A 26,959-nucleotide genomic window follows, 5' to 3' on the forward strand; every position below is an offset into this window, starting at 1 on the left:
TTGGGCTGGTTTATTACCGCAAACACTGCAAAATTGGATGGTACTATTATAGTCCAATTGGCTGTTTTTTGTGGTGTTTTATTTTTGAATAATACAAAGCATTAAATACAGTTAGACAATATCGTCATTATTGATTGAATCAGGAGCAAAAAAATGAACCCAATTACAGGCACACAAACCGTTAAACGTGGCATGGCACAAATGCAAAAAGGTGGCGTTATTATGGACGTGGTTAACGCAGAACAAGCCCAAATAGCGGAACAAGCTGGCGCAGTTGCCGTAATGGCTTTAGAGCGAGTGCCCTCAGATATCCGCGCCGCGGGTGGAGTTGCTCGAATGGCTGATCCAACTATTATTGAACAAGTCATGAAAGCGGTCACTATACCTGTGATGGCTAAAGCACGCATTGGTCACATTGTTGAAGCTCGTATTTTAGAATCAATGGGCGTTGACTATATTGACGAAAGCGAAGTGCTCACCCCTGCCGATGAACAGTATCACTTACTCAAAGAAGAATTCACCGTACCATTTGTTTGTGGTTGTCGTGATCTGGGCGAAGCGCTACGCCGAATTGGCGAAGGTGCATCTATGCTACGCACCAAAGGTGAACCCGGCACCGGCAACATTGTTGAAGCTGTGCGCCATATGCGTAAAGTCAACGAACAAATTCGCCAAGTTGCTAACAAATCGAAAGATGAATTAATGACTTTTGCCAAAGAGATAGGTGCACCTTATGAGCTAGTATTGCAAATCAAACAGTTAAAAAAACTACCTGTTGTTAACTTTGCCGCTGGCGGCATAGCAACCCCTGCCGATGCGGCACTTATGATGCAATTGGGTGCTGACGGTGTTTTTGTTGGATCTGGCATATTCAAATCCCAAAATCCTGAAAAGTTTGCTAAAGCCATTGTCCAAGCAACCACTTATTTTGACGACTATCCACGTTTAGCCGAGCTTTCAAAAGGCTTGGGTAACGCAATGAAAGGAATTGAAATCAGTACACTTGCTCAATCAGAAAGAATGCAAGATCGAGGTTGGTAATGACAACTTTAGCTCATAACGACATTAAACACATTGGAGTGCTCAATTTGCAAGGTGCAGTCAGTGAGCATATAACAATGCTTAATAGCATCAACAATGTACAAACAACTTTAGTTAAACATCCAGAACAATTAACCAAGCTAGACGGATTAATCATTCCTGGTGGCGAATCGACTACCATTAGCCGTTTAATTAAACAAAATGGACTTGTCGAACCGATAAAACAATTTGCCAAACAAGGCAAAGGCATATTAGGCACCTGCGCGGGACTGGTGCTTTGCGGTCATAGCACAACTCATAACGAGGTCGAATTGTTGGGCTTAATGGATATTTGTGTTGAACGCAACGGCTTTGGACGGCAAATTAACAGTTTTGAAACAACCTTAGAGGTACCAACGATTGGCAGGCAAATACCAGCAATATTTATTCGCGCACCTTATATTGCCAAAGCAGGACAAACTGTTGAACAACTCGCATTCGTTGGAAAGCGTTGCATTATGGCACAACAAGGTAATATTTTGGTATGTGCTTTTCATCCTGAATTAAGCAAGGATAATCGAATTATGCGTTATTTAGTTGATAGGTGTTAAAGGGGTGATACTGTAAAAACAGCAAAATAAAAACTTTAATAAAATCAATACCTTTACTGACAGATTTTTGAGCGGAAAATCAAGCCTTTTTGTTTTGGTGAATAGAATGGATTAGGTGCAGAGGTTTCGGACGTTTTGACCTATAGTGAACAAAATAGCTATTGTGACCACGTCCGAGCTAAGGGAATTAAAGCGAATTCCCTTAGCAATCCCGCGCTTGGCTGCAGAATGTGGCCTGCGGCTGCCCGACGCCGTCGCTCGGTCTTAACGCACCGGCTATGATTCGCTCCCGGCGAAGCATAGCCTCGCCAAACATCCCTGTTTGGCGTGCTAACCTCGCTCTGTTGTCGGCACATTCTGACGCCGGAATAGGACAAACAACATAACCATCTTTTTTTTGGGATGGGTTGTTGTGTTTTTATTAGGCGGTTTTTGTTAAAAAACAGCCAGAAAAACATCAATAAAATCAATACCTTTCCTAACCAACTTTTGAGCGAAAAATCAGGACTTTTTTGTTTTGGTGAATAGGATGGATTGGGTGCGGTGGTTTCGGACGTTTTGACCTTTGATGTACAAAATAGCTACAGTGACCACGTCCGAGTCAGGGAATTAAAGCGAATTCCCTAACAACCCACGCTTTGGCTGCAGAATGTGGCCTGCGGCCGCTCGGTCTTAACGCACCGTTTGTGGACGCGTTCCAGACGCACCACAAACTCGCCAAACATCCCTGTTTGGCGTGCTAACCTCGCTCTGTTGTCGGCACATTCTGTGCGCCGGAATAGGACAAACAACATAACCATCTTTTTTGGAAGATATTATGTTTTTATAATTATATAATTGATTTTATTTGAATTAACCGCCTACACGGCGTTAAAGACAGTTACGCTAGGCTCGATCAATATGAGCATTTTCTAAACCACCTATACGGCGTTAAAGTGTCACTTACCAACATTCGAGCAAACACCTCATTTCTAAACCACCTATACGGCGTTAAAGTAGAACTTAAGATTTGATAAATCTTGCTATATAAAGATAAACAACAATTTCATTTTTGAAAACCCTTTTTTTGAGGTGTTTTATAATTTATTGATTTTATTTAATTTTAAATTATCATTAAAAAAGGGTTTGGAGTGGTTAAATTGCTGTTATTAGAGCGCTATTTGTGGTTTTGTTGATTTGTTGCATGTCGGCGCTTTGCTTAGGTTGTGTAAGCGGTTGATTTTCCTTGAAAATACAAAAATAAAAACTTCAATAAAATCAATACCTTTCCTGACCACTTTTTGGATGTAATTGCATTGCTTTTTTACACAAAAACAACTCACAAAAAACACCTAAGATTATGTTATTTGTCTTGTTCCGGCGTCAGAATGTGCCAACAACAGAGCGAGGTTAGCACGCCAAACAGGGATTTTTGGCGAGGCTATTCTCCGTCTGAAACGACAAATTTGTCTGGAACAAATTTGAACATCTGAGCATAGCGAAGATGGCCTCGTAGAGGCGAGTATCAGGATGATACGAGTAGTGCCGCAAGCCACATTCTGTAGCCAAAGCGTGGGATTGCAAAGGGAATTCGCTTTAATTCCCTTTGCTCGGACGTGGTCACTGTAGCTATTTTGTTCACCCAAGGTCAAAACGTCCGAAACCTTGCCGTACTATAAATAGACCACAAACTTAAACCGCCACAGCGTAATCACTAGAATTGCCATCGACGCTTTCAGCATTGGCGGGGGGGGCGGCGAGATTGTGGCTTCGCCGCAATCGCGCAACCCTAAGAGAATGCCCCACTTACGCGGGGCTTTATTCTTTGATAAATTATCCTCTATCTGCACCATAACCACCCCCGCGACCCAAGGATTAAGAACTAAGAAATAAAAGCTAAGGTGCGAGGCAAAGACCATTACGGGCAAGGGTGTTTCTGTAGTTGAAGACTGCTCCGTCTCCCGAGCGAACATCAAAGCCATTGCTACCTGTAGAGTCGCTTGTCCAATAGACCGAGACAAAGTCCGCACCAGCGTAACCTTGCATGTAGCCCCATTCAGCGAAAAATCCTGCACCTATGTGACGCATGTAATCATTAACAGATGATTTAGGTGAGGCACTGCTTATGCCAACACATGGGAAATCAGTATTATCAACACCACATTTCGCGTTAGTTAAATCCCTAACTCTAGCAGTATGATAACCTAAAACACTACACCAAGATTGCTGGTTATTCCAAGTATCCCGCTTATTACCCCGATGGACGAACCACTGCTTTAACACAAATCCATACCTTACCTCATTACCTCGACTATCCCTACCGACCAATTCAAATGTCTGCGGCAAAGATGGCTTTGTAATTCGACCAGGATAACCTGCCTGTATTTGAGTGCTACTAGCCCTAGGACCACTTAACTTAACACGTGCGACAACTTTTCCCCTATCAGCACTAGGAATCCATGATTCATTAGCTGTTACACTTGTCACTGTAGCCGTTATTGCACCACGCGTAACCGGAGACCACGTCAACTGACTTGCATCGAGTCCACCAATGTCCAAATCAAAATACAACCCATCAGCACCCGTTGTAGGAAAATTTCGGCTGTAATTGTATGGATATGTAGACTGAGTTAAAAAACCCTTATCAGGATTCCATATGTTAGATGGACCAGCGTAATTGCCTGTGCCACGTTCAAGATTCGGCCTTGCGTACTGCACAAAGTAAGGAACGCAAGTACCACTGCCATACGGATTGATATAATACGTCACCGTACTACTACTAAAATTGGTTATATTAGGAACTCCGTACTGTGTTTGTAAATATCCCCCTACACTATCTAAAATTACCCTATAAGGAGCACTACATATACTTAATGTATCACTACGACTTACTGTATTACCATTCTTATCAGTAAATCTCACCGATACACTCCCGGTAGCCGTTACACTACCATCCCCATCATCATCCCTCCAATAATTATATCTAGTGACCAAATCACTTAAACTCACTGAACTAGCTGATGATGGAATTATCATATCTATATCACCCAAAGTACTCCCTGCATAAGGTAATCTTATTGGATTTGTAGCACTTGATGGATTAGTTGACGGTGTGAACCTTGTACCATCCTGCAACTTAATAGACAATAAACTATCTGTTGATATTGCCTTTGTCCGACCACCGTCGAACGTTAAATACGGAAGAGTACCTTCAATTATTCTTGATGTATACGCCGTTAATGCCACAGAACTCTGTGTATATAACAACAGCACGAAGAACAACGACAATCTCGGTAATCTAAATAATCTAAGTAAGTTTGGTAATTTAGATAACCTAAATAAACTAGATAACTTAAGTAAGATAGAAAAATTAAGTAAGCTAAGTAAAAAACTTAACCCCGACGAACACCACAACGATAACCTTGGCAATAATGCCAAGCCCGAAGACCGCGATAAATTCGGCGACCTCGTCAAACGCGATGAGTTCAATAACCTCGGTGATGAAAATAAGAACTGTGTCTGGTTTAGACTACGGTGAAATTGAAAAAGATTTAAGGCATAGGTTTGGCAGGCCATGTGCCATGTGCCATGTGCCATACATGGTAATGCATTTCGATTATCCTGTCAAGTAATTTTTTGTTTTATTTACATTTTTTATGATTAATCGCTCGACTAACGAGCTTTCCCTTGCTTTTAAAGCGCTTAAATTATAACCGCTTGATTAATAATGCGCTAGTTTTTTTGTTAAAAATTTTAAAGTTTTGTTAATGATGGACGGTTGAGATTTTGTTGGTGTGTTTTTGGAGGGGAATGTTTTTAGTTAAAAACGCCTTCACCTTAGTCACATGTAACCGATATAGTTTTCAGATTAAATCCTGCCTCTTTATAACATTTATACCTTACCCGTGCTAGAGACTTTAAGTCTTCTCCAACTGGAACAAAGTCAATAATATCATGGTAAACATTGGCAAATTCAGGAAACTGCTCTTGTAAATTAATAAGCAGCGGTCGGCGGCCGCTGCTGCGTTTTTGTGGCCAACTGATTTCGACTGGTGATCCCCCTTTCATACCTTCACCGGCTAAATTATGTGGTACAAAGCTGTCGGTGCTCAGTTGCCATAGGTATTCGTCTATTCGCTCGGCTTGAGCCTGATCTTGACATGCAACTTGCACACGTAAGTGAGCTTGCCATGCTTCGACAATTTTTTGGCATGCTAGTTTTTCGTAATAAAGCACGCCTGATTCGTTGGCTTCGGTTTGGTTTTCGAGTAGATAGAAGATCACTTTTTTCATAAATACTGGCTCGATTTATTGGTCAAGTAGATATTGAATCAACATAGCAACAGGACGTCCCGTTGCACCTTTTTGGGAGCCAGACTTCCATGCAGTGCCGGCAATATCTAAATGTGCCCATTGGTACTTTTCAGTAAATCGAGATAGAAAACAGGCAGCAGTAATCGTGCCGCCATCACGCCCACCAGCATTAACAATGTCAGCGCATGTGGATTTGATCTGTTCTTGAAATTCATTGTCGATTGGCAAAGCCCAAGCTTTGTCGCCAGCTTTTTGCGATGCGCTAACCAATTGTGCAACTAATTTGTCGTTGTTGCCCATAACACCTGTATAGTGATGACCAAGAGCAACAATACAAGCGCCTGTTAAGGTGGCAATGTCGATGACGGTTTTTGGATTGTAACGTTCAACATATGTTAAAGCATCGCATAATACCAAGCGTCCTTCGGCATCGGTGTTAATCACTTCAACCGTGGTGCCTGACATAGTGGTGAGTATATCACCTGGGCGGTAACTGTTGCCATCAGGCATATTTTCACAGCCGGCCATAACGCCCACAACATTGATCGGTAATTTAAGTTCAGCAACAGCTTGCATAACACCATAAACCGTTGCAGCGCCACACATGTCGTATTTCATTTCGTCCATGCCTGCGGCAGGTTTGATAGATATACCACCCGAATCAAACGTTAGTCCTTTGCCAACTAACACATAAGGCTGGGCTTTTTTGTCTTTAGCGCCTTGGTATTCAATAATAGTCATGATCGATTCATTTTGCGATCCGCGCCCAACAGCTAAGTAGGCATTCATATTTAATTTTGCCAGTTCTTTTTCGCCAAGGCAGGTGACTTTGAGTGATGGATGTACTTTGCTAAGTTGTTTGCCTTGTTCGGCTAAATATTTTGCATTGCAAATGTTCGATGGCATGTTGGCAATAGTTTTAGTTGCGGTAATAGCATTAGCAATAATTTCACCCTGTAACAAGTTGTTAGTTAATTTTGTTAACATACTTTTTTCACTAACCAATAATGTCACTTTTGTTAGGCTTGGTGCCGGAGTTTTAGTTGTTTTGAATTCGTCAAACTGATAGGTTATGTCGCTAACAATTTGCGGTAGCTGTTTGGCAATTTGTAGGCTATTTGTGTGATTAACATTCAATAAGTCCCACGCGATGCTTTTGATTTTTTTGGCAAGCAGTTCTTTAATGACAGCCTGAATGACTTTTTGGGCTTGCATTAAGTCAAATGCTTTAGCGTTGCCGCACCCAACAAATAAGAGTTTTTGTTTTAGATTGCTGCTAGTTGCATATAATAATGTAGTTTTGCCCAATTCGTGGCTGATATCGCCTGATTTGATAAGCTGGCTTACTAGACCGTTAGTTGATTTGTCGATTTCTTTAACAAAATCTGACTGACTTTTTCCTGAATCAATTGAAATAACTAAACACTCTGCTTTTTGTTTGGTTATAATAGTGCTGTTTTTTATTTGAAATTCCATGGTGCTTCTCGTTTATGAATTGATGGGGATTGTCAATATTTTATCGGTTCAGTATTGGATAGCAACAAAAAGATAACTAAAACTAAGCAAATCAGATTATAATAACCCGATTTTGTACCAACATATATAGGTAAATTGTGATAATTCGTCGATATTTAGTTAAAGAGACATTGAAAACCCAAGGGGCAATTTTATTTATTTTATTGTTGATTTTCTTTTCTCAAAAATTAATTAGAATTTTATCGAGTGCGATTGATGGTTCGATCCCGCATGAATTAATTATGCCATTGTTGGTGTTAGGTGTGTCAAATATGGCCGATCTTATTTTACCTTTAAGCCTGTTTCTTGGCGTTTTGGTAACTTTTGGACGGCTTTATTCTGACAGCGAAATGGTAGCTATGCATGCTTGTGGAGTTAAGAAGAATTTGACTTATCAAGTGGTGCTTTTTCTTTGTATTTTAACCTGCATATTAACAGCACTCAATTCACTTTGGTTTGGTCCTTGGTCTAACGTTAAGCAAGATCAACTACTTGCCAATGCTAAAATAAACCCTAGTTTAGCGGGTTTGTTAGCTGGGCAATTTCAACAAACGCCTGATGGTAATTCGGTGATTTATATTGGTAATGTGGATAATAATAATTTAGAAAATGTGTTTATTGCTCAAATCAATCCAAAAACCAATCAACGCCCTTCCGTTATTATTGCTAATAAGGGAAAGACCGGACATGATGATGAAGGTAATCAAATCATCGCTCTTGAAAATGCCAATCGTTATGAAGGCACAGCGCAATTGAAGGATTTTCGAATTTCAAACTTTCATAATTATTTAGGCATTATTAAACCCAAAGTGTTGTCAACCAATGAGGATACAGATAAAACTGATGTTCAACAATTGGGATTATTTGAACTGGCAAGCACCAATACACCAAAAGCTACGGCTGAATTTTATTGGCGAATAACTTTGATTATTTCAGTGCCATTAATGGCATTTTTAGTGATTCCACTGAGCGTGTCTAACCCTCGCCAAGGGCGACTTGCACAAGTTTTACCAGCTTTACTGCTGTATTTGGTTTACTTTTTGTCGGCCAGCTCTATTAAGGCTAATGCAGGTAAAAGCCGTTTAGATCCCGAATTATGGTTTTATATTTTGAATTTAGGATATTTTGTGTTAGCGCTTATTTTGAATTGTTGGGATAACCTATTTATGCGTAAACTTCGCTTAAAATATGCGGCATCTTAAGGAGAAAAGCGTGTTTTCGATTTTAGATCGTTATATCGGTAAAACTATTTTAAGCACCATCGGTGTTAGCCTTTTTTTACTTATTAGTTTGTCGGGTATTATCCGTTTTATTGATCAGCTGAGAAAAATTAAAGTTGATTATGATGCGTTTTCTGTGGGGATTTATACCCTGTTAATGGTGCCAAAAGATTTAGAAGTGTTCTTTCCTATGGCAGCACTGTTAGGTGCTTTAATTGGTTTGGGCTTGCTGGCGTCACGCAGTGAACTAATTGTAATGGAAACTTCGGGCTTTAGCCGTTTTAAAATTGCGTTTGCAGTGATGAAAACTGCCTTACCATTGGTGTTAATTACCATGGCGATTGGTGAATGGGTTGCGCCAGTTAGCGAACAAACTGCACGTAATATGCGTTCTGAAAAACTGTATGGAAATTCGTTGATGGCTGAACAAGGCAGTCTTTGGGCTAAGGATGGTAATGATTATGTGTATATTGGGCATGTAAATAACGATAATTCAATTTCAAATGTGTATATTTATTCGGTTGATCAAAATAAGTTGCAATCCATTACCCACGCTGCTTATGGTGTATATGAACATGACGCGTGGAATTTGTCACAAGTCGAAAAAAATGAGCTAACAGAGCCGAATAAAGTAGTGGGCTTTAATATGGTATCCACACCTTGGAAAACGAATATTACTCCCGATAAACTCAGTATTGTCGCGTTTGATCCAGAATCATTATCGGCTTCGGGGCTTTATCAATATTCGCAATACCTTAAAAGCTCAGGGCAAGATACCAAGTATTACGATTTACTATTTTGGAAAAAGATTATCAAGCCGGTTTCGGTGGCGGTGATGATGTTGTTAGCTTTATCGTTTATTTTTGGTCCGTTACGTAGCGTATCGATGGGGATTCGTGTGCTGATTGGCATTAGCTTTGGTTTCTTGTTTTATATTGCCGATAATTTGTTTGCCCAAGTCAGTATTGTGATGGGCATTTATCCTGTTATTGGATCACTTATCACTAGTTTTGTGTTTTTATTAATTAGTTATATTTTATTTAAACGAAAGAATTAATCTAACTATGTTTTTATTAATCCTATCATCTTTTGCTGAGATGATAGGATTTTTTGTTTTATGCGATTGTTTTGTCGCCTTTTATTTATGATTTATCAAACAGCTTTAAATATTGCCCATAACCTTCTTCTTCAAGCTCATCTTTTGGAATGAAGCGTAACGAAGCCGAGTTGATGCAATAGCGCAGTCCACCTAAATCTTTTGGTCCATCATTAAAAACATGACCAAGATGAGAATCAGCACTAACCGATCGAACTTCAGTTCGGCGCATACCAAAGCTGGTGTCTTTTTTTTCAACAATGTTGCCCTTCTCTATCGGTTTAGAAAAACTCGGCCAACCACACCCCGAGTCAAATTTATCTAACGAGCTGAATAGCGGTTCGCCCGATACGATATCAACATAAATCCCTTCCCGATAATTGGCGTTAAATTCGTTGTCAAATGGCGGTTCAGTGCCGTTTCGTTGTGTAATATGGTATTGCATGGGTGTTAATTTTGAGAGTGCTTTTTGCTTCATTGTATTTTCCATAAACCACCTTCATTATTTTATGTTATTTTTTAATTTATTTAGATTAATTACGGCTTAACATTGACTGTAATACTTTATCCTTAATCCAAAAATAATGAAACAAAGCTGCAACTATATGTACAATAAGTAAAACAGAAAGAAAATACGCGCTCATTTTGTGGGTTTGGTGAAATATCTGATAAGCCTTATTGGGCATATCAATAGCAGGAATAGAGATAATCCCAAAGACATCAAGCGATCGACTACTCATTAAATAACCTGAAAGCGGAACAATCATTAATAAAAGATAGATAACTCCTTGTATTGATTTTGACAAAATTCGCTGTAGTTTATGATCTTTTGGCAACACATTAGGCACCCCTTGCCGCTTAATCACTACCAAACGCCAAAATGTGATGCCCAAAATCAGCACACCAAAGGATTTATGCAATAAATAAATATTGGCCATCCCTCCTAAATAATGTGACAATGTCACTTTAAACGTAACCAGCAAAAAAGCAACTACAATTAATACCAATGTTAACCAATGAATCCATTTTTGTTTACTGCTATATTGTGGATAGTTTTGCATGATGAAGTCATCCTATTATTTATTATTTGTCCAATGCTCAGACAAAAAATGGGCTCGCCCTGATAATTGGTAATATCGATTATAATGTTGTGGCTGTTTAATGTAATAATTTTGATGGTCATCTTCAGCTAAATAAAAAGCAGTTGCAGGTTCAATGGCTACCTTAATTGGTTTATCAAAACATCCGCTTTCTTGTAAAGCTTGTTTCGATGCCAATGCCAATTGGTGCTGAAATTCGTTATGATAAAAAATAACTGGACGATAAGAATTCCCCCTATCAGCAAATTGACCTTGTGAGTCAGTCGGATCAATTTGGCGCCAAAAGATATCAAGAAGCTTTTTATAACTGATAATTTTAGGATCGAACGTGATTTGTACCGCTTCAGTATGGCCAGTATGACCAGCACAAACTTGCTGGTAGGTTGGGTTGACAACATGTCCTCCCGTATACCCCGACACCACATTAATAACCCCATCATACTGATCAAACGGTTTAACCATACACCAAAAACAACCACCGGCAAACGTTGCTTGTTCATATTGTTGCATAATAACCTCCTGATTTTATAATGTTTAACAATGAATCTATGTGTTGCTTAACACTAGCTTTATCATTCACATTAAAATGATCGGCCATTACCTAGCATATTACTTGAAAAAGTATAAAAAAACACCATTTTATTTATCAACTATTTCAGTTATAGAAGGAATTGTTTATGGCAAGTGGATGGGCATCTGACGATGCGGTTAATCAACAAATTGAAGGCACCATTGCTGATGCTATTGCAATCGCAAGACGACAACTTAATCACGGTACCACTAGCGCAGATTTTTGTATTGAGTGTGGAGAACCTATTGCCGAAGCCAGAAAAGCAGCATTACCCGGAGTGCAATATTGTCTGTCTTGCCAACAAGAAATCGATAAGCAATTAACCAAAGCATCAAGCCTATATAATCGCCGTGGCAGTAAAGATAGCCAACTGCGTTAATTAGTCAGTGGATATAAATTAATTGAGTTGAAAATGGGTGGACCTCAGTCCACCCTAAAAATGATTATTTTTTACCTTCACGAACTGCATCATAAGGATAAATAATCAACTTATTATCAAACCATTCAGCGCAAAAAATATCTTCTATTTTTTCGTAACCTTGTTTGGTGATCTCGCGTTTAACCCAATCTTCATCTTTGTTAAGCTGCTTAAGATTATCCTGACTAATTGCACCATTTTCAATAATGAGCACAGCAATATCTTTATCACCTTTTTTGATAAGGGTTAAAGAACCATTGAGTTCATACCAAACTTCTTTTAAGTCACCAAATGAGGGAATGCCTTGAATGTTAACTAATGTTTCAAAATCCCTTACTGGTAAGTTTGCTTTAATAAAATTATCCGTTATTAAATGGCCATTTTTAACTAATTGAATTGGTTTACCATCAATTGTGTCACGTAAACGTGAATTTTTAGATTTGATAAATCGAATTAAAACAAGCAACCCCGCCCAAATTGCAACTAATCCAGACGCTTCCCAAGGTGACACTGTTGGGCTAAGCAACGCGCCCCCAACTAGCGCACCAATGACCATACTACCAACCTGATCGAGCTGCGACATTGGTGCAATTTGACTCTTTCCTGATAATTTGACATAAATAAGTAAAATAAATATAGCTAATAAAAATTTTGGTGCCATTTCTAATAAATACATGTCCTTCCTCCAAGCTAAACATTATATGTTGAACTATAATTCCAAAATGCAAAATCAATAGAAACTTCTGTATCGAAACGGGTAACAATTTATATAAAACTGGTATAGCTTTTATTTAATTGACAATCAATATGTATCGGTTTTATGACTAAAATTGGGTATGATTATTAATATAACTTATTGATTGTATTTTACTCTAAAATTTAAACAAGTTATAAGATTATTACTTTGATTGCGATAATTAATTTCTATTATGCAATGCGATTTTACATAATGAGATATTAAGCGATTGTAATAGCTAAAATACGATTAATTATTACTTAAAAAATCGCTCGCATTATGCGTGCAAATTATCGAAAACACTTTAATCCCCCACATTTTTAGCTATTCCCTAAAATAGCACAGCAAAAAAAGAAAAAGTTCTCTATGATAAAAGAAAAAGAGGATTGCAACGTCAAAAAGATGACAGAACACCAAATCGTATCGATATTAAAAAAAGCAGAAGCCGGCATTCTCGTTAAAAAACTTTGTCGTAAATATGGCATGAACAACTCGACTTTTTATAAATGGCGAGAAAAATACGGTGGTATGGAAAGCTCAAATATCAAACGCTTAAAAGAGATTCAATCAGCAAAAATAAACTCGATATTATCAAATATCCATTGAGCAATTTGCATAACGTCTTGTTCAGGGATATTACTACTTTTTAACTCAAAGGAACTGTTGTAGTAAATCCATTTTAGACGTCCATTTGACTCAAAAATTTTATGCTTAGCCGAAAGTGTTCCTAATGTTTTTGGTCCTTCAATATAAGTAAAATGGGGGGCTGAATTATCACATAAACTTTGAATAAAAAGGTATTGTGTGAAACGATTACTAACATCATTAGTCAAAAGATAAATATTGATTTCAGCTTCACTAGTAATATCGCGATCATACTTTTCATTAGTTTTTGATATTGTTATTTTTTTATCTCGGGCAAAAATAGTATTATGTATTTCATCCATATATTCCTTTTCAATAATAGTTTTTATATTATAAACATTATCACTTTTTAATTTTAATACAGGTTGCTTATCTAATGCTGAGCCAATATTTATCTGTTTAATTTGTTTATGGGGATGCAAAAGAAGTCCAGACAATCCCAAAATTTTATCAGCCGCTGCTATTCTATGATCTCTATTAATATAAAGTTGTATATCAGAGAATGTTGAAAAATAATCATACTCTTTTTTAGACGGTTCATTTGAAAATATAACATCTTGTTTTTTTGTTACAAATGTCATTTCGCTTTCTTGTTTTGGGTAAAATATTAGATTAGCATTTACATATTGTAAAGATAATATTGCTCCGAAAACAAATACCAAAAATGTTATATTTTTACCAAATAACATCAGTTACTCCTTTACAAGGATAGCCACAACTATGTTCAAATTTTTTATATTCGCCTTTGCAAGCTTTTTCCATTATATCAACTGTTAATGGTTTACTTGTTAATGACTCAGGAAATGGGTCATTATGTATCTGATTAGCACTAATATCTATCACTGCTTCCGCGTATTGTAATAGAGATTTATTTCCAACATATGATCCAATTGTAGCATCTAAAATAGTATAATTTTTTTCCAATCTGATAATGATATGATTGCTAAAATAAGTTCGCAACTTACGTTTTGTCTGATGGCTATATAATTTATGTGCAATCGCTTCCCCCAAAGCTAAACTTTTATAAAAAGGATTGTTGCATTTACCAATACCGACTAAATTAGTTGTGTTAATATACCCAACTGGTTTAATATAAATCCAGTCAGTTTTAATTCCCAATGCGCCACACAATGATTGAATAGCGCCACTTTGGTCATAGCAATTGACCTTTTTAATTTTTTTTAAAAGATATTTCCTTAGATGTATATCGCCGCCATCAGAACAGTCGTTTTTATTCCACCAGTGCTCTTTTTCCATATAACTGTATGCCCCATTTACAGCCTCATAAACCATCCCATGTTCACTGTGACAATATTTAGTTATTTTCCCTGCTGAAACAACAGTGTCTTGGTCATTATTAATATCTGTATTTTTGAATAAAAAACGCAATACCTCAACCCAAACACCTTTCTTATAAAATTTAGCTGGCTCATCATAAAGTACAAAAGCCTCAAGTGGTATTTTTTCAGGAAAAAGACTATTTTTTGTCATAGCTGTATCATTATCTTCGTACTCTAACGAAAATGTCGGGGATATTAACCAACTAATCTGGTCTATATCATCCTCAAGAATAACTGATTCTTCATCTTTTATTAGTATTAATCAGCAAAAGTAAACTCGATATTATCAAATATCCATTGAGCAATTTGCATAACGTCTTGTTCTGCAAGGTTTACATACCATATTTTGAAATTACTATTATGAAAAAGCGCAATAATATTCCCTTCCGTTTCTGACTCTTTATTCATAAGGGAAAAAGTTCCCAACTCCGCTTTATTATATGCAAAACGCCCAGAGGAATTATCAGTATTTAAACTGCGAATAAAATTAAATTTAGCCATAAAGTTTGCATCTTCTATAAATAAAAGTAGTATTTCAATTTCAACAAATTGGTCAGAATCTTTCATAGATACCTTATCTTTGGGTAGCACCCCTAACGCGACTCTTTTTGCCAATTTTTTATTATTTAAATTGTCAACATATTCTGTTTCCATTATTTGTGCAATTCGATAATTACTACCATTTATAGATTCAGTTGATAATTTTTCAGCTATATGTGTATTTAATGACATTTGCTTAATTTGTTTATCTTCAGATTGTTGTAAAAAATCTGAAAAATTAAATATATTATTATTTTTAATGATTTTTTTGTTTTGGAAATAATCTAAATAAGCTTTTATATTAGAGTTTGTTAGTTTGTTTAATGTAATACCAAATTCTTGAGAAAAAAATTGTTCTTGTGTTAATTCTATTGTTTCTTTTGTTACAACAACGGCTGACATAATATTTTCCTCTGGTGCTATATTGGCTAATGCTAATGATGAATTGGATAAGTTAACAACAAAACAAACCATCCCCAAAATAAATAAATTTTTTTTACCAAACAATTTTTGATGCTCCTTTTAGAGGATAACCTCTAGTATGTTCATGACCTTTATATTTACCCTTGAAAGACTTTTCTATAGCTTCAAGTGTTAAAGGCAATTCAGTTAATGGTTTTGGATAAACAAATTCCTCTGGCGGTCTCCGCTCTCCAAGAATTTTGGCAATTCTTTGATTAAATTTAAAATTAACTTTTATATCTAACACTTCATTAGCATATTCTAGTACTGATTTATCTCCAATATAAGGACCGATTGTCGCATCTAAAATAATTCCTGTTTCCTTTAATCTAACAAATACATGATTGTCAAACGCCATTCGTATAGTCCCTTCACCCGGCTTACCAAATAATCTAGATTCAACTTTATTGCTATTATTAGATTTATAAAAAGGGTTATTACAGCTTCCAATTCCAACTAGGTTTGTCGTTTTTATATAACCAACAGGTTTCATATAAATCCATTTAGATATAATGCCTAATGCACCACATAATGACTGCACTGCCGCAGCTTGATCGTAACAATTTACAATATTTTTCTTTTTTGTAGAACCGAATAAGCCATACTTTGTCTTCGATAAATATCCCCTTAATTCAAACTCTCCCTTGTTTGACTCGTCCATAAAATAAGGTATATGAAAGTCAAAGGAAAAATAACTGCTCTTCCCATTTACAGCCTCATAAACCATCCCATGTTCACTGTGACAATATTTAGCTATTTTCCCTGCTGAAACAACAGTGTCTTGGTCATTATTAATATCTGTATTTTTGAATAAAAAACGCAATACCTCAACCCAAACACCTTTCTTATAAAATTTAGCTGGTTCATCATAAAGTACAAAAGCCTCAAGTGGTATTTTTTCAGGAAAAAGACTATTTTTTGTCATAGCTGTATCATTATCTTCGTACTCTAACGAAAATGTCGGGGATATTAACCAACTAATCTGGTCTATATCACCCTCAAGAATAACTGATTCTTCATCATCTTTTGCTGGCAAACTAAATTCGTTCGAGATAAATTTTTTGTTACCAAATGAAAGGATTAATTTAGCCTTGTTTCCAGATAACGTAAATTATCAATTTGTGATAATGATAAATAAAAACCCTTTAACAAGGCACAATCAACTAAAACATACCAATAATTCTCACTCGGAGCATCTGGTATAAAGGGTAATAACAAAAACGGCATACCGGTAACCTAATATTAAGTTAAAATAAATTTCTATTCTTCAACTCGACTTGGCTTTAATGGTCTTGTGGTTGAAACATAAATATCCCAGGTTTCCATTTCAGGGATATCGCTGACGGTTTTATCACAAGAAATGGACACATGCCAATATTCCGAAGGTATATTCCACAATTTTTTATGGGGATCATATTCTGCCCATTTAGCTTTGATTGGCACTAAGCACCTATAAACAATAATTCTTAAATCGGGCTCTGATGATCTCCAGTGAGTATTGTTTTCTTTATTGTATGCTTCGACAACTTCAATTGCTTTATCATTAATATATTTTAAACCATGAATTAGCTCATTACCGTAATGTTTCTGTACATCCGTTAGAACATGTGAATGTGCATAATTTGTTATCAAACTAAAGAAAAAAAACAAAATCATTGTGTTTATAGATGTTTTCATATTATTTATCCTATTATAAGTTTTCCCACATATTTGCCATCGCTGTCTGATCTATTGCTAATTAAATAGTGATATAAATCATTCCATTTTTGTATTTCATAACAGGTAATACATCCTTCCGATAAATTCCCTACATGAATAAATATTGACTCCGCAATAATTGGCTTATTCCTATTTTTTAACTTGACTTGGATCTAATGGCCTTGTGGTTGGAACATAAATATCCCAGGTTTTTCTTTCGGGAATATCGCTGACGGTTTTATCACAAGAAACTGACACATACCAATATTCCGAAGGTATATTCCACAATTTTTTATGAGGATCATATTCTGCCCATTTAGCTTTGAGTGGCACTAAGCACCTAGCAACAATAATTCTTAAATCGGGCTCTAATGACTCCCAGTGAGTATTGTGTTCTTTATTGTATGCTTCGATAACTTCAATTGCTTTATCATTAATATATTTTAAACCATGAATTAGCTCATTACCATAATGTTTCTGTACATCCGTTAGAACATGTGAATGTGCATAATTTGTTATCAAACTAAAGAAAAAAAACAAAATCATTGTGTTTATAGATGTTTTCATATTATTTATCCTATTATAAGTTTTCCCACATATTTGCCATCGCCGATTGAATACAAAAGAAATCGATGACCTTATCTTTTTGGTACTAAAAAGTGTGGACATACCATTATTATATTCCAAAAAATACAGAAATTTTTCAGTATGAATTGGAGCTAAATTTTTTAGTATCACCGAGAAAGTAAAATTATATTCAAACATTGATATAACATGTTTTGCAGATTCTAATATATTTAGATCTATTTTACATTGGAGCGGGAAACGAGGTTCGAACTCGCGACCCCGACCTTGGCAAGGTCGTGCTCTACCAACTGAGCTATTCCCGCGTAAGAGGTGTTTGTTGAATGGTGCCCGGGGCGAGACTTGAACTCGCACGGCCAAAAAGGCCGAGGGATTTTAAATCCCTTGTGTCTACCGATTTCACCACCCGGGCTCAAAACTTACTACCGAAAGGTAATTGCGTTTTGAATGCTGTGCATTTTACCCATCTTAAATTTGCCGTCAACAAAAAAATTTAAATTATTATCTAACTGCTCAATGTTTGTCACATTTTGTGGGTTTATTCATCTATCCCGCTTAACAGTTAAAAATTCTGATGTGTTGCTTAGCAATAATTATTAGCGTTCTAAAAATCTTAAATATGACTTAAACACTAAAAGATGAGCCACAACCACACGTTGTTGTTGCATTAGGATTATCAACCACAAAGCGAGAACCTTGTAAGCCTTCTACATAATCGATTGTGCCACCGACGAGATATTGTAAGCTCATGGGATCGATAACTAGTGATACGCCATTTTTTTCGATAGCTAGATCATCTTCATTTACTTTTTCATCGAAAGTAAACCCATACTGAAATCCACTACAGCCACCACCAGTTATGTACACCCTTAATTTTAAATTTGGGTTTTCTTCTTCTGTTACTAGTGATTTTACTTTATTGGCTGCTGCATCAGTAAAGTTGATTGGTAAAGCATCGCTCATATTCTTCTCCTAATATATTGATCTTTGTATTATATACCCTTGCTAAATGAAAATACAAAATAGAAAACTTCTATCGAATAAATTTTGTTAGTTGGCTTGAATTTATTTTGATTTTATGAATAAATACAACAAATTTTTATAGAGAGATCATCTCAGTTATGCAAAACAATTTCAAATCAGAAAAGCTTTATCATCAAGCACTATCCGTTATGCCTGGTGGCGTTAATTCACCTGTTCGTGCATTTAATGGTGTGGGTGGTACGCCTTTATTTATTGAGCGCGCAAACGGTGCATATATTTATGATGTGGATAATAAAGCTTATATTGATTATGTCGGTTCTTGGGGACCGATGATCCTTGGGCATAACGATCCCGATGTTGCCAATGCGGTAATTAATGCGGTGCGTAATGGTTTAAGTTATGGAGCACCAACCGAAATTGAAACCAAAGTTGCCAATTTAGTGACACAATTAATGCCTTCTATTGAAATGGTGAGAATGGTAAATTCGGGAACCGAGGCTACTATGAGCGCCATTCGTGTTGCTCGTGGTTTTACAGGGCGCGATAAGATTATTAAATTTGAGGGTTGCTATCACGGACATGCCGACTATTTGTTAGTTAAAGCAGGATCTGGTGCCCTTACGTTTGGTCACCCAACTTCCCCTGGTGTACCTAATGATTTTGTTAAGCATACCTTAGTTTGTGATTATAACAATTTAGAGTCAGTCAAAAAGCAATTTGAGCAATATCCTAACGATATTGCTGCCATTATTATTGAACCTGTCGCCGGCAATATGAACTGTGTACCGGCCAAAAAAGAGTTTTTACAAGGCTTGCGTGAACTTTGTAATCAGTATGGTGCTTTATTGATTATTGATGAAGTGATGACGGGGTTTAGAGTCGCGCTTGGTGGTGCTCAAGATTATTATGATGTAGTGCCCGATTTGACTTGTTTAGGAAAAATTATTGGTGGCGGTATGCCTGTTGGGGCATTTGGTGGTCGTGCGGATATTATGATGCAATTAGCACCAACTGGTCCAATATACCAAGCAGGAACCCTTTCAGGTAATCCTGTAGCAATGGCAGCTGGATATGCAACGTTAACGAAGTTGATGGAAGTCGGTATATATCAGGAGCTAGAAAATAAAACTGCAGCACTTGCCGATGGTTTATTAGCAGCAGCTAAAAAGTATAATGTGCCATTAGTGGTGAATTATACGGGGGCGATGTTTGGGGTATTTTTTACAACTGCTTCCGAAGTGACCAGTTATCAAGATGTGATGCGGTGTGATGTTGAATTATTCAAAAAATTCTATCATCATATGCTAACGGAAGGTGTTTATTTTGCACCGTCAGCTTTCGAAGCGGGATTCATGTCACTTAAACATACAGATAAAGAGATCAATCACACAATTGAGGCTGCAAGTCGTTTTTTTAGTAACTTAGCTTAAAAATATGACACTGTTTTATATATCCAAAGAGAAAATTAAACTATTAAAATAGGTAATAATCATATGGTTAATCCACTTAAAGAAGGTGAAAAAGCACCTCAGTTTTCGTTGCCAGACCAAGATGGGGAGCTAGTAAGCTTGAAGGACTTTAAAGGTCACCGTGTTTTAATTTATTTTTACCCAAAAGCAATGACCCCGGGTTGCACTGTACAAGCATGTAATTTACGCGATTGTTCTGATGAATTTAAAAAGTATAATGTTGTGATCCTTGGTATTAGTACAGACAAACCTGAAAAGCTATCTCGATTTATTGAAAAAGAGCTGTTAAATTTTACATTACTTTCTGACGAAAATCACGAAGTCGCCCAAGCATTTGGTACTTGGGGTGAAAAAGAGTTTATGGGGAAAACCTATGATGGTATTCACCGTATTAGCTTTTTAATTAGTAAAGACGGGAAAATCGAAAAAGTATTTGATGATTTTAAAACAGCTAATCATCATGAGGTGGTTTTAGACTATCTCAAAAACCACGCTAAATAATTACTTTGAATAAAAGCAGATTAGCCATTAATCTGCTTTTAATTCACCATTTGCATTATTTAATTCGTCCTGTTTTGGCCAAGCATTTATGATTGCTTTAACTAATGTCGCTAATGGTATTGCAAAAAATATTCCCCAAAATCCCCATAAACCACCAAATACAATCACCGCTAAAATAATAACCAATGGATGTAAATTGAGCTTTTCAGAAAACAAACAAGGTACGAGTAAGTTGCCGTCTAATGCTTGTATTAGGATATAGAAAAATAGCAAATAACCAAATTGAGCGGTAAATCCCCATTGAAATAGTGCTATAAGGACAACGGGGATACTTGAAATAATAATACCCACATAAGGCACCAATACAGATAAGCCAACAATCACTGCTAATAAGAGCCCATAATCTAAGCCAAAATACCAAAAAGGAATATAAACACAAATCGTTAAAATAATAATATGTAGTACATTGCCAACAATATAATTAGATATTTGCATATCCATTTCAGTAGCAACTTTATTTAGAATTGTGCGGTTTTTAGGTAAAATTTTTGAGCAATACCCCCATATTTTGGCTTTATCTTTTAATAAAAAGAACATCATAATTGGTATTAATACCGCATTAATCGCAACAGAAACCAACCCCAATAAAGAGACAATTGAAAACTGCAGTAATGAATTACCCGTTTGCACAACTTTTTCAGTAATACCTTGCAGCACTGAATCGAATAAGCCGACATCGATTAATTCGGGATAGTGTTCAGGCAATGTGGTTAAAAAATTGTTAGCAAAATTTAGCATGTTTGGAATATTGGTGATCAAGCTGATACTTTGTTGCCAAATTAGCGGCAATAAGATCATAAATCCGACTAATACCACCATGATAAAAAGCAGTAAAACGATCACAACAGATAGCGTTCTTGGAATATTTTTTTTGTGTAAAAAGTTCACCGGACTATCAAGCAAATAAGAAAGCACAATAGCAATAAAAACAGGCAGTAGAATTTTATTGAAAAAATAGATAATAATAAATAAACCAATAATAACCGCCATTAACGATACAACATGAGGATCGCTAAAGCGCTTTTTGTACCATTCAATAAACATTTTTAACATTAAAATTCTCCTACTTTACTGATTTACTGATATTTTAAGCATTAAACTCAGTTTAACTATTTTTTTAAACCACCCAATATGCCACGGGTGATCTGTTTGCCTATTTGATTAACAACTTGCCTTGTTGCACTTTTGGCTATTTGTTGGGTAATGCCGTCATGCTGCCCACCTTTGGGGCCTTTAGAGCCAAAAAGAAGTGTACTTAGAAAACTAAGTAAACCACCATTATTTTGCTTATTGATATTATCATCACTTTTTGGGGCACTATTATTGCCATCTTGGTTAGGTATGCCATTTAATGAAAATCCATCTTTTAATATTTCATAAGCCGATTGTCGATCTAAGCTCTGCGCATATTTATTATAAAAATGGGATTGTTGCATAATAGATGATTGATTATCTGGCGACATTGCTCCCATTTTTGAACTTGGAGCAATAATATAACCGCGTTCAACCATGTTTGGGCGGCCTTTTTCGTCTAAAAACGAAATAAGTGCTTCGCCAACTCCGAGTTCCATGATTGCTTTTTCGGTATCAAAGCTTGGGTTAGCACGCATGGTTTGGGCTGCTGTTTTTACAGCCTTTTGATCTTTAGGGGTAAATGCGCGTAAAGCATGCTGTACACGATTACCTAATTGCCCTAAAACCGTGTCAGGAATATCATTTGGATTTTGCGAGGCAAAATAAATTCCTACTCCTTTAGAGCGAATTAAACGCACTACTTGTTCTATTTTTTCTAACAATGCAGGCGAAATATCATTAAAAAGTAAGTGAGCTTCGTCAAAAAAGAAGACAAGTTTAGGTTTGTCAAGATCACCAACTTCTGGCAAATGCTCAAAAAGTTCTGACAATAACCATAATAAAAAGACTGAATATAATTTAGGCGAGTTATATAATTTATTGGCCGATAATATGTTAACTATGCCATGACCTTCAGAATTAACGTGAATTAAATCTTGGATATCAAGCATGGGTTCTCCAAAGAAGAATTCGGCACCTTGTTGTTCGAGTGTTAACAATCCGCGTTGGATTGCACCAATTGACGATAGCGAAATGTTTCCGTATTGTGTGGTAAATTTTTTGGCGTTATCACCCACAAATTGAATTAATGCTCGAAGATCTTTGAAATCAATTAATAATAAGCCGTTATCATCCGCAATTTTAAATGCCAACTGTAACACGCCTGCTTGAACGTCATTTAAATCAAGTAATCGACCAAGTAAAATCGGTCCTATATCTGATACGGTACTGCGAACAGGTATTCCTTTTTCAGCAAAGACATCCCATAGTTCAATGGGTGACGAATCTGGTTGCCAGTTATCAACCTCAATGCTAGCTAAGCGGGCTTGTAGTTTGTCAGATAATATACCCTTTTCACCTATTCCTGTTAGATCACCTTTAACATCAGCAAGAAAGACCGGCACACCTATTTTTGAAAAACCTTCGGCCATTTTTTGTAATGTAACTGTTTTGCCAGTACCCGTTGCGCCAGTAATTAAACCATGACGATTAGCTAATGCAGCTATAATAGATAAATCTTTACCTTGGCTTTTGGCAATTACAATCGATTCACTCATGAATTAACCCCTTATTAATTTTGTGATCAAACTACATTGTTATAGGAGCAAATCTGTTATAGAAACAATTATGCTATAAAAACAATTTCTCTATTAAAACAGCTAATAATATTGTATTCTGAATTAGCAATAGCTGCTATTGTTATTATTCTATCTAGCCTATATAAGGAGGCACTATGTTTCCAGAATATCGAGAAATCATTTCTAAATTAAAAAATACCGATTTACGTTTTCAAAAATTGTTTGATCAACATAATGAGCTCGATCAAAAAATTAAAAACATTGAATCTGGAATTATTGTCAACACTACCGAAACGATAGAGGCACTAAAAAAACAAAAACTTAAAATTAAAGATGAAATTTATGAAATTTTAAGAAAAGCATCTGATACTCATTTAAATTTATAATCAAGTACCACTTGTAAACATTTTAATTAATAGACTTGTTATCACTTAAAATTAGCACAAATAAAAAACCCCAATAATTGGGGTTTTTTATTATCTGTTAACCTAATTGTTTGTATTCACCATTTTGGTTTTAATTGCTTAATTGTTCTTGAGCTTTTTTTTGTTTTCGGCTTTTGATTAACATAATTAAATTTTTATGTGGTGTTTTCATAGATTATTTCCTTTTAGTTATAATTATAAGGTGAATAAATTAATTTTTAATAATTTTTTTACTATATAAATTTTAAGATAGCTAAGCGATGTTAATATCGCTTAGCTGTTATTAGTCAATTAAAACCATTGACCAAAGCGTTTGATATAAATGCGTTTCATCAATTGTGCAACACAGCAATAGCTAAATAGGGTTGCTAAAAGCCATGGAAAATATGACCAAGGTAATGGTTGTAAACCAATTAATCCACCTAGTGGAGAAAACGGAATATAAATACCTACAGCCATAATTAACAATGTCATCACAATAACAGGAAATGCTGCGGTGCTTTGCACAAATGGAATTTTTTGTGTTCTAAGCATATGCACAACCAATGTTTGTGACAATAACCCCTCAATAAACCAGCCTGAATGAAACAGCGATTGCGCTTCAACACTGTTTGCACTGAATACAAACCACATTAATGCATAAGTTGTGATATCAAAAATAGACGATGTTGGTCCAATCCAAATCATAAAACGTCTAATATTTAGTGCATCCCATTTGCGTGGTTTTTGTAAAAACTCATCGTCCATTTTGTCCCATGGTAATGAGAGTTGAGAAATATCATACAGTAAGTTTTGAATAAGTAAATGTATCGCTAGCATAGGTAAAAATGGTAGAAACGCACTAGCTACTAACACTGAAAAAATATTCCCAAAATTCGAACTTGCGGTCATATTTAGGTATTTCATGATATTGCCAAAGGTTTCGCGGCCGCATATTACACCTTCTTCTAATACCATTAGACTCTTTTCAAGCAGAATAATATCGGCAGATTCTTTAGCAATATCCGTTGCAGTATCGACCGAAATTCCTACATCAGCATCGCGCAGTGCCGGTGCATCGTTTATACCATCTCCTAAAAAGCCAACGGTATGACCGTTATCTTGCAATAATCGGATAATTCGCGATTTTTGCAGCGGTGTTAATTTAGCAAAAATGGTACGTTGTTCGATTTGTATTTTGAGTTCAGCATCATCCATTTTTTCAATTTCAGTGCCAAGTAATGGAATACCTGGCTCTAAACCAACTTCTCGGCAGACTTTGATGGTGATGATTTCATTATCGCCTGTTAAGACTTTGACGCCGACACCATGTTCATTCAATGCTGAAATCGCTTCGAACGCACTTTCTTTTGGTGGATCTAAAAAGGTTAAAAATCCACGAATAGCAAGTGCTGTTTCGTCTTGTACTGTGTATTGCTCTTTTGTTTCGCTAGCTGGAATATCTTTTATACCAACTGCTAATACTCTAAAACCATCTTTGTTGTAGTCATGTGCAAGTGCAATTAACGCTTGTTTGCGTTTATCATCTAATGGTAAATATTCACCATTTTCGTAGACATGACTAGCAATAGATAGCATTTCTTCAACTGCACCTTTACAAATCATCAAATGGTTATCACTGCCATTTTGCACAACTACCGATAAACGACGACGTACAAAATCAAACGGTAACTCATCAATTTTTTTGTATAAACCAACACCTACCTTTTTCATGTTGGTCTTTTCTTCGGTGAAACGGATGATCGCTTTATCCATTAAGTTTTTCATACCACTTTGATAATAGCTGTTAAGCCAAGCAAGTTCTAAAACAGAGGAGTCAACTTGCCCCTTTATATCAAGATGATGTTCTAAAATGATTTTATCTTGCGTTAAGGTGCCTGTTTTATCGGTACATAAAATGTCCATCGCACCAAAATTTTGGATAGCGTTAAGTCGTTTAACTACAACTTTACGTTTTGCCATACCAACGGCGCCTTTGGCTAGGTTAGCACTGACGATCATTGGTAACATTTCAGGCGTTAAACCAACCGCAACAGCTAATGCAAAGAGTGCCGCATCACCCCAATCATTTTTTGAAAAGCCATTAATAAAAAAGACAATTGGCACCATGATTAGCATAAAGCGAATAAGCAACCAGCTAACACTGTTAACACCACGATCAAATGAAGTTTCAGCACGCGATCCAACAATTGACTTTGCTAATGATCCAAAATGCGTATCGGCACCTGTTGCAACCACAATGGCAGTAGCGGTGCCACTGACAACATTAGTGCCCATAAAACAGATGTTATTAACATCAAGTAAATTATCTTTATTAATGTTTGATGCTTCGATATTATCGGTATTTTTTTGTGTTACCGCTCCTAATGTGTCGTATTTTTCAACCGGAATCGATTCGCCAGTGAGTACAGCTTGACTAACAAATAAGTCACGAGATTCGATTAATCGGATATCCGCTGGGATCATGTCACCTGCTGATAAATAAACAATATCTCCTGGAACAATTTCACTTAATGGAATTTCAATGCGCTCTGGGGTCATATCTTTATGTGCACGTCTTAGCACTGTTGCGGTTGTGCGAATCATTGATTTTAGCGCTTCCGCCGCTTTGTTTGATCTAAACTCCTGCCAAAAACGTAATAATCCACTGAGTGATACCATGGTTAGGATAATAATAATCCCAGTTAAATCAGTTTCTTCACCATTTTGCAAAGGCAACCAAAAATCGGTCACAAAACTGACACTAGCTAATGCTAATAATACAAATATAAATGGGTTATTAAATGCCATTAATAATTGCACTATCACTGATGGCGCTTTTTCTCGTGCGACTTCATTTTTACCATATTGTTCAATTCTCGATTTAGCACTTTCTTGTGTTAATCCTGAAAGGCTAGATTGGAATTTAGATAAAATACTATCAAGGCTGCTTTGTGCTTCATTAATAGCTTTGATATCTGCACTATTTTGTGCTTTATTTTTTGATGTAGTTTTTGTCATCTTGAGTACCTATATTCAT

The 26,959-nt window shown here is 36.3% G+C and carries 26 protein-coding genes and 2 tRNA genes; 9 read left to right on the top strand and 19 right to left on the bottom strand.

Annotation, left to right across the window (positions count from 1 at the left end; genetic code table 11):
* Positions 1–153: 153 nt before the first annotated feature.
* Both pdxS and pdxT read left to right on the top strand, forming a co-directional pair.
* Complete coding sequence (gene pdxS, locus ACYIAJ_RS01560) at positions 154–1,041, top strand: pyridoxal 5'-phosphate synthase lyase subunit PdxS (RefSeq protein ID WP_174786574.1); 888 nt, start codon at positions 154–156, stop codon at positions 1,039–1,041.
* Positions 1,041–1,631, top strand: a complete 591-nt coding sequence (gene pdxT, locus ACYIAJ_RS01565; RefSeq protein ID WP_483559426.1) for a pyridoxal 5'-phosphate synthase glutaminase subunit PdxT — start codon at positions 1,041–1,043, stop codon at positions 1,629–1,631. The genes pdxS and pdxT overlap by 1 nt, the downstream gene beginning before the upstream one ends.
* 1,875 nt (positions 1,632–3,506) lie before the next feature.
* Here the strand turns inward: pdxT and ACYIAJ_RS01570 are convergent.
* The 3 genes from ACYIAJ_RS01570 to ACYIAJ_RS01580 form a co-directional block, all read right to left on the bottom strand.
* On the bottom strand, positions 3,507–5,207 hold the full coding sequence (locus ACYIAJ_RS01570; RefSeq protein ID WP_483559424.1) for a hypothetical protein: 1,701 nt from the start codon (positions 5,205–5,207) through the stop codon (positions 3,507–3,509).
* A gap of 240 nt (positions 5,208–5,447) precedes the next feature.
* Entirely contained in the window at positions 5,448–5,903 is a 456-nt protein-coding gene (locus ACYIAJ_RS01575) for a DNA polymerase III subunit chi (RefSeq protein ID WP_483559422.1), read from the bottom strand.
* Between the two features lie 15 nt (positions 5,904–5,918).
* Entirely contained in the window at positions 5,919–7,400 is a 1,482-nt protein-coding gene (locus ACYIAJ_RS01580) for a leucyl aminopeptidase (RefSeq protein ID WP_483564216.1), read from the bottom strand.
* A gap of 137 nt (positions 7,401–7,537) precedes the next feature.
* On the opposite strand from ACYIAJ_RS01580, the gene lptF reads away from it, so the two are divergent.
* Both lptF and lptG read left to right on the top strand, forming a co-directional pair.
* A complete protein-coding gene (lptF, locus tag ACYIAJ_RS01585; RefSeq protein ID WP_483559419.1) occupies positions 7,538–8,641 on the top strand; it encodes an LPS export ABC transporter permease LptF in 1,104 nt (367 codons plus the stop codon).
* The gene (gene lptG / locus ACYIAJ_RS01590) at positions 8,628–9,716 is read left to right on the top strand and encodes an LPS export ABC transporter permease LptG (RefSeq protein WP_483564217.1); all 1,089 of its coding nucleotides are present in this window, start codon (positions 8,628–8,630) and stop codon (positions 9,714–9,716) included. Before lptF ends, lptG begins: the two co-directional genes overlap by 14 nt.
* Positions 9,717–9,801: 85 nt before the next feature.
* On the opposite strand, the gene msrB is transcribed toward lptG, so the two are convergent.
* From msrB to msrA, 3 genes are read right to left on the bottom strand one after another with little or no spacing between them, the layout of a single operon-like run.
* Positions 9,802–10,233 (bottom strand): peptide-methionine (R)-S-oxide reductase MsrB, encoded by a 432-nt coding sequence (msrB, locus tag ACYIAJ_RS01595; protein ID WP_483559466.1) that lies wholly within the window; start codon positions 10,231–10,233, stop codon positions 9,802–9,804.
* A 55-nt stretch (positions 10,234–10,288) separates the two neighbouring features.
* Positions 10,289–10,816 (bottom strand): cytochrome b, encoded by a 528-nt coding sequence (locus ACYIAJ_RS01600; protein ID WP_483564218.1) that lies wholly within the window; start codon positions 10,814–10,816, stop codon positions 10,289–10,291.
* A 15-nt stretch (positions 10,817–10,831) separates the two neighbouring features.
* On the bottom strand, positions 10,832–11,365 hold the full coding sequence (gene msrA / locus ACYIAJ_RS01605; RefSeq protein ID WP_483559415.1) for a peptide-methionine (S)-S-oxide reductase MsrA: 534 nt from the start codon (positions 11,363–11,365) through the stop codon (positions 10,832–10,834).
* A gap of 167 nt (positions 11,366–11,532) precedes the next feature.
* Here msrA and ACYIAJ_RS01610 point away from each other — a divergent pair, with 167 nt between their 5' ends.
* Positions 11,533–11,805 carry a DksA/TraR family C4-type zinc finger protein gene (locus ACYIAJ_RS01610; protein ID WP_091346840.1) on the top strand — a complete coding sequence of 91 codons (273 nt, stop codon included), beginning with the start codon at positions 11,533–11,535 and terminating at the stop codon, positions 11,803–11,805.
* 64 nt (positions 11,806–11,869) lie between these two features.
* Here the strand turns inward: ACYIAJ_RS01610 and ACYIAJ_RS01615 are convergent, their stop codons facing one another.
* A complete protein-coding gene (locus ACYIAJ_RS01615) occupies positions 11,870–12,520 on the bottom strand; it encodes a DUF421 domain-containing protein (protein ID WP_483559413.1) in 651 nt (216 codons plus the stop codon).
* Between the two features lie 426 nt (positions 12,521–12,946).
* Here ACYIAJ_RS01615 and ACYIAJ_RS01620 point away from each other — a divergent pair, with 426 nt between their 5' ends.
* On the top strand, positions 12,947–13,186 hold the full coding sequence (locus ACYIAJ_RS01620) for a transposase (RefSeq protein WP_483564219.1): 240 nt from the start codon (positions 12,947–12,949) through the stop codon (positions 13,184–13,186).
* Here the strand turns inward: ACYIAJ_RS01620 and ACYIAJ_RS01625 are convergent.
* The 9 genes from ACYIAJ_RS01625 to erpA all read right to left on the bottom strand — a co-directional run bounded on the left by ACYIAJ_RS01625 (position 13,144) and on the right by erpA (position 18,813).
* Positions 13,144–13,914, bottom strand: a complete 771-nt coding sequence (locus tag ACYIAJ_RS01625) for a hypothetical protein (RefSeq protein WP_483564220.1) — start codon at positions 13,912–13,914, stop codon at positions 13,144–13,146. The two genes, ACYIAJ_RS01620 and ACYIAJ_RS01625, sit on opposite strands and share 43 nt — an antisense overlap.
* On the bottom strand, positions 13,901–14,716 hold the full coding sequence (locus tag ACYIAJ_RS01630; protein WP_483559410.1) for a hypothetical protein: 816 nt from the start codon (positions 14,714–14,716) through the stop codon (positions 13,901–13,903). Before ACYIAJ_RS01630 ends, ACYIAJ_RS01625 begins: the two co-directional genes overlap by 14 nt.
* 107 nt (positions 14,717–14,823) lie before the next feature.
* Positions 14,824–15,612 carry a hypothetical protein gene (locus tag ACYIAJ_RS01635; RefSeq protein ID WP_483559408.1) on the bottom strand — a complete coding sequence of 263 codons (789 nt, stop codon included), beginning with the start codon at positions 15,610–15,612 and terminating at the stop codon, positions 14,824–14,826.
* Positions 15,602–16,603, bottom strand: coding sequence for a hypothetical protein (locus ACYIAJ_RS01640; protein ID WP_483564221.1), 1,002 nt, complete (start codon positions 16,601–16,603; stop codon positions 15,602–15,604). The genes ACYIAJ_RS01635 and ACYIAJ_RS01640 overlap by 11 nt, the downstream gene beginning before the upstream one ends.
* Before the next feature lie 224 nt (positions 16,604–16,827).
* A complete protein-coding gene (locus ACYIAJ_RS01645) occupies positions 16,828–17,244 on the bottom strand; it encodes a hypothetical protein (protein ID WP_483564222.1) in 417 nt (138 codons plus the stop codon).
* A gap of 171 nt (positions 17,245–17,415) precedes the next feature.
* Complete coding sequence (locus ACYIAJ_RS01650; RefSeq protein ID WP_483564223.1) at positions 17,416–17,832, bottom strand: hypothetical protein; 417 nt, start codon at positions 17,830–17,832, stop codon at positions 17,416–17,418.
* Between the two features lie 247 nt (positions 17,833–18,079).
* Positions 18,080–18,155 (bottom strand) — tRNA-Gly (locus ACYIAJ_RS01655).
* 19 nt (positions 18,156–18,174) lie between these two features.
* A tRNA-Leu gene (locus ACYIAJ_RS01660) sits at positions 18,175–18,262 on the bottom strand.
* A 212-nt stretch (positions 18,263–18,474) separates the two neighbouring features.
* Positions 18,475–18,813: an iron-sulfur cluster insertion protein ErpA gene (gene erpA, locus ACYIAJ_RS01665; RefSeq protein ID WP_034914816.1), complete on the bottom strand. Its 339-nt coding sequence runs from the start codon at positions 18,811–18,813 to the stop codon at positions 18,475–18,477.
* Positions 18,814–18,971: 158 nt separating this feature from the next.
* Here erpA and hemL point away from each other — a divergent pair, with 158 nt between their 5' ends.
* Both hemL and bcp read left to right on the top strand, forming a co-directional pair.
* A complete protein-coding gene (gene hemL / locus ACYIAJ_RS01670) occupies positions 18,972–20,264 on the top strand; it encodes a glutamate-1-semialdehyde 2,1-aminomutase (protein WP_483564224.1) in 1,293 nt (430 codons plus the stop codon).
* Positions 20,265–20,327: 63 nt separating this feature from the next.
* Positions 20,328–20,804: a thioredoxin-dependent thiol peroxidase gene (bcp, locus tag ACYIAJ_RS01675; RefSeq protein WP_483559399.1), complete on the top strand. Its 477-nt coding sequence runs from the start codon at positions 20,328–20,330 to the stop codon at positions 20,802–20,804.
* A 27-nt stretch (positions 20,805–20,831) separates the two neighbouring features.
* Here bcp and ACYIAJ_RS01680 read toward each other — a convergent pair whose 3' ends face one another.
* Positions 20,832–21,917 (bottom strand): AI-2E family transporter, encoded by a 1,086-nt coding sequence (locus ACYIAJ_RS01680; RefSeq protein WP_483559397.1) that lies wholly within the window; start codon positions 21,915–21,917, stop codon positions 20,832–20,834.
* 56 nt (positions 21,918–21,973) lie between these two features.
* Positions 21,974–23,494: a helicase HerA-like C-terminal domain-containing protein gene (locus tag ACYIAJ_RS01685; protein WP_483564225.1), complete on the bottom strand. Its 1,521-nt coding sequence runs from the start codon at positions 23,492–23,494 to the stop codon at positions 21,974–21,976.
* 176 nt (positions 23,495–23,670) lie between these two features.
* Here ACYIAJ_RS01685 and ACYIAJ_RS01690 point away from each other — a divergent pair, with 176 nt between their 5' ends.
* Positions 23,671–23,901 (top strand): HP1242/YdcH family protein, encoded by a 231-nt coding sequence (locus tag ACYIAJ_RS01690; RefSeq protein WP_065582975.1) that lies wholly within the window; start codon positions 23,671–23,673, stop codon positions 23,899–23,901.
* A 330-nt stretch (positions 23,902–24,231) separates the two neighbouring features.
* Here ACYIAJ_RS01690 and mgtA read toward each other — a convergent pair whose 3' ends face one another.
* Positions 24,232–26,940 carry a magnesium-translocating P-type ATPase gene (gene mgtA, locus ACYIAJ_RS01695; RefSeq protein WP_483564226.1) on the bottom strand — a complete coding sequence of 903 codons (2,709 nt, stop codon included), beginning with the start codon at positions 26,938–26,940 and terminating at the stop codon, positions 24,232–24,234.
* Positions 26,941–26,959 lie beyond the last annotated feature (19 nt).

The organism is Gilliamella sp. X-46, assembly GCF_057063525.1.

Bases quoted from the DNA above. Each gene is read 5' to 3' on its own strand.
- ACYIAJ_RS01615 (WP_483559413.1), bottom strand. From the start codon at position 12,520: ATGTATTTATTAGAAATGGCACCAAAATTTTTATTAGCTATATTTATT.
- ACYIAJ_RS01625 (WP_483564220.1), bottom strand. From the start codon at position 13,914: ATGTTATTTGGTAAAAATATAACATTTTTGGTATTTGTTTTCGGAGCA.
- ACYIAJ_RS01580 (WP_483564216.1), bottom strand. From the start codon at position 7,400: ATGGAATTTCAAATAAAAAACAGCACTATTATAACCAAACAAAAAGCA.
- mgtA (WP_483564226.1), bottom strand. From the start codon at position 26,940: ATGACAAAAACTACATCAAAAAATAAAGCACAAAATAGTGCAGATATC.
- ACYIAJ_RS01645 (WP_483564222.1), bottom strand. From the start codon at position 17,244: ATGAAAACATCTATAAACACAATGATTTTGTTTTTTTTCTTTAGTTTG.
- ACYIAJ_RS01600 (WP_483564218.1), bottom strand. From the start codon at position 10,816: ATGCAAAACTATCCACAATATAGCAGTAAACAAAAATGGATTCATTGG.
- ACYIAJ_RS01575 (WP_483559422.1), bottom strand. From the start codon at position 5,903: ATGAAAAAAGTGATCTTCTATCTACTCGAAAACCAAACCGAAGCCAAC.
- ACYIAJ_RS01685 (WP_483564225.1), bottom strand. From the start codon at position 23,494: ATGAGTGAATCGATTGTAATTGCCAAAAGCCAAGGTAAAGATTTATCT.
- ACYIAJ_RS01620 (WP_483564219.1), top strand. From the start codon at position 12,947: ATGATAAAAGAAAAAGAGGATTGCAACGTCAAAAAGATGACAGAACAC.
- ACYIAJ_RS01680 (WP_483559397.1), bottom strand. From the start codon at position 21,917: ATGTTAAAAATGTTTATTGAATGGTACAAAAAGCGCTTTAGCGATCCT.
- ACYIAJ_RS01630 (WP_483559410.1), bottom strand. From the start codon at position 14,716: ATGACAAAAAATAGTCTTTTTCCTGAAAAAATACCACTTGAGGCTTTT.
- msrB (WP_483559466.1), bottom strand. From the start codon at position 10,233: ATGAAGCAAAAAGCACTCTCAAAATTAACACCCATGCAATACCATATT.
- lptG (WP_483564217.1), top strand. From the start codon at position 8,628: ATGCGGCATCTTAAGGAGAAAAGCGTGTTTTCGATTTTAGATCGTTAT.
- ACYIAJ_RS01690 (WP_065582975.1), top strand. From the start codon at position 23,671: ATGTTTCCAGAATATCGAGAAATCATTTCTAAATTAAAAAATACCGAT.
- hemL (WP_483564224.1), top strand. From the start codon at position 18,972: ATGCAAAACAATTTCAAATCAGAAAAGCTTTATCATCAAGCACTATCC.
- bcp (WP_483559399.1), top strand. From the start codon at position 20,328: ATGGTTAATCCACTTAAAGAAGGTGAAAAAGCACCTCAGTTTTCGTTG.
- ACYIAJ_RS01570 (WP_483559424.1), bottom strand. From the start codon at position 5,207: ATGGCACATGGCACATGGCACATGGCCTGCCAAACCTATGCCTTAAAT.
- pdxS (WP_174786574.1), top strand. From the start codon at position 154: ATGAACCCAATTACAGGCACACAAACCGTTAAACGTGGCATGGCACAA.
- msrA (WP_483559415.1), bottom strand. From the start codon at position 11,365: ATGCAACAATATGAACAAGCAACGTTTGCCGGTGGTTGTTTTTGGTGT.
- ACYIAJ_RS01610 (WP_091346840.1), top strand. From the start codon at position 11,533: ATGGCAAGTGGATGGGCATCTGACGATGCGGTTAATCAACAAATTGAA.
- ACYIAJ_RS01650 (WP_483564223.1), bottom strand. From the start codon at position 17,832: ATGAAAACATCTATAAACACAATGATTTTGTTTTTTTTCTTTAGTTTG.
- pdxT (WP_483559426.1), top strand. From the start codon at position 1,041: ATGACAACTTTAGCTCATAACGACATTAAACACATTGGAGTGCTCAAT.
- erpA (WP_034914816.1), bottom strand. From the start codon at position 18,813: ATGAGCGATGCTTTACCAATCAACTTTACTGATGCAGCAGCCAATAAA.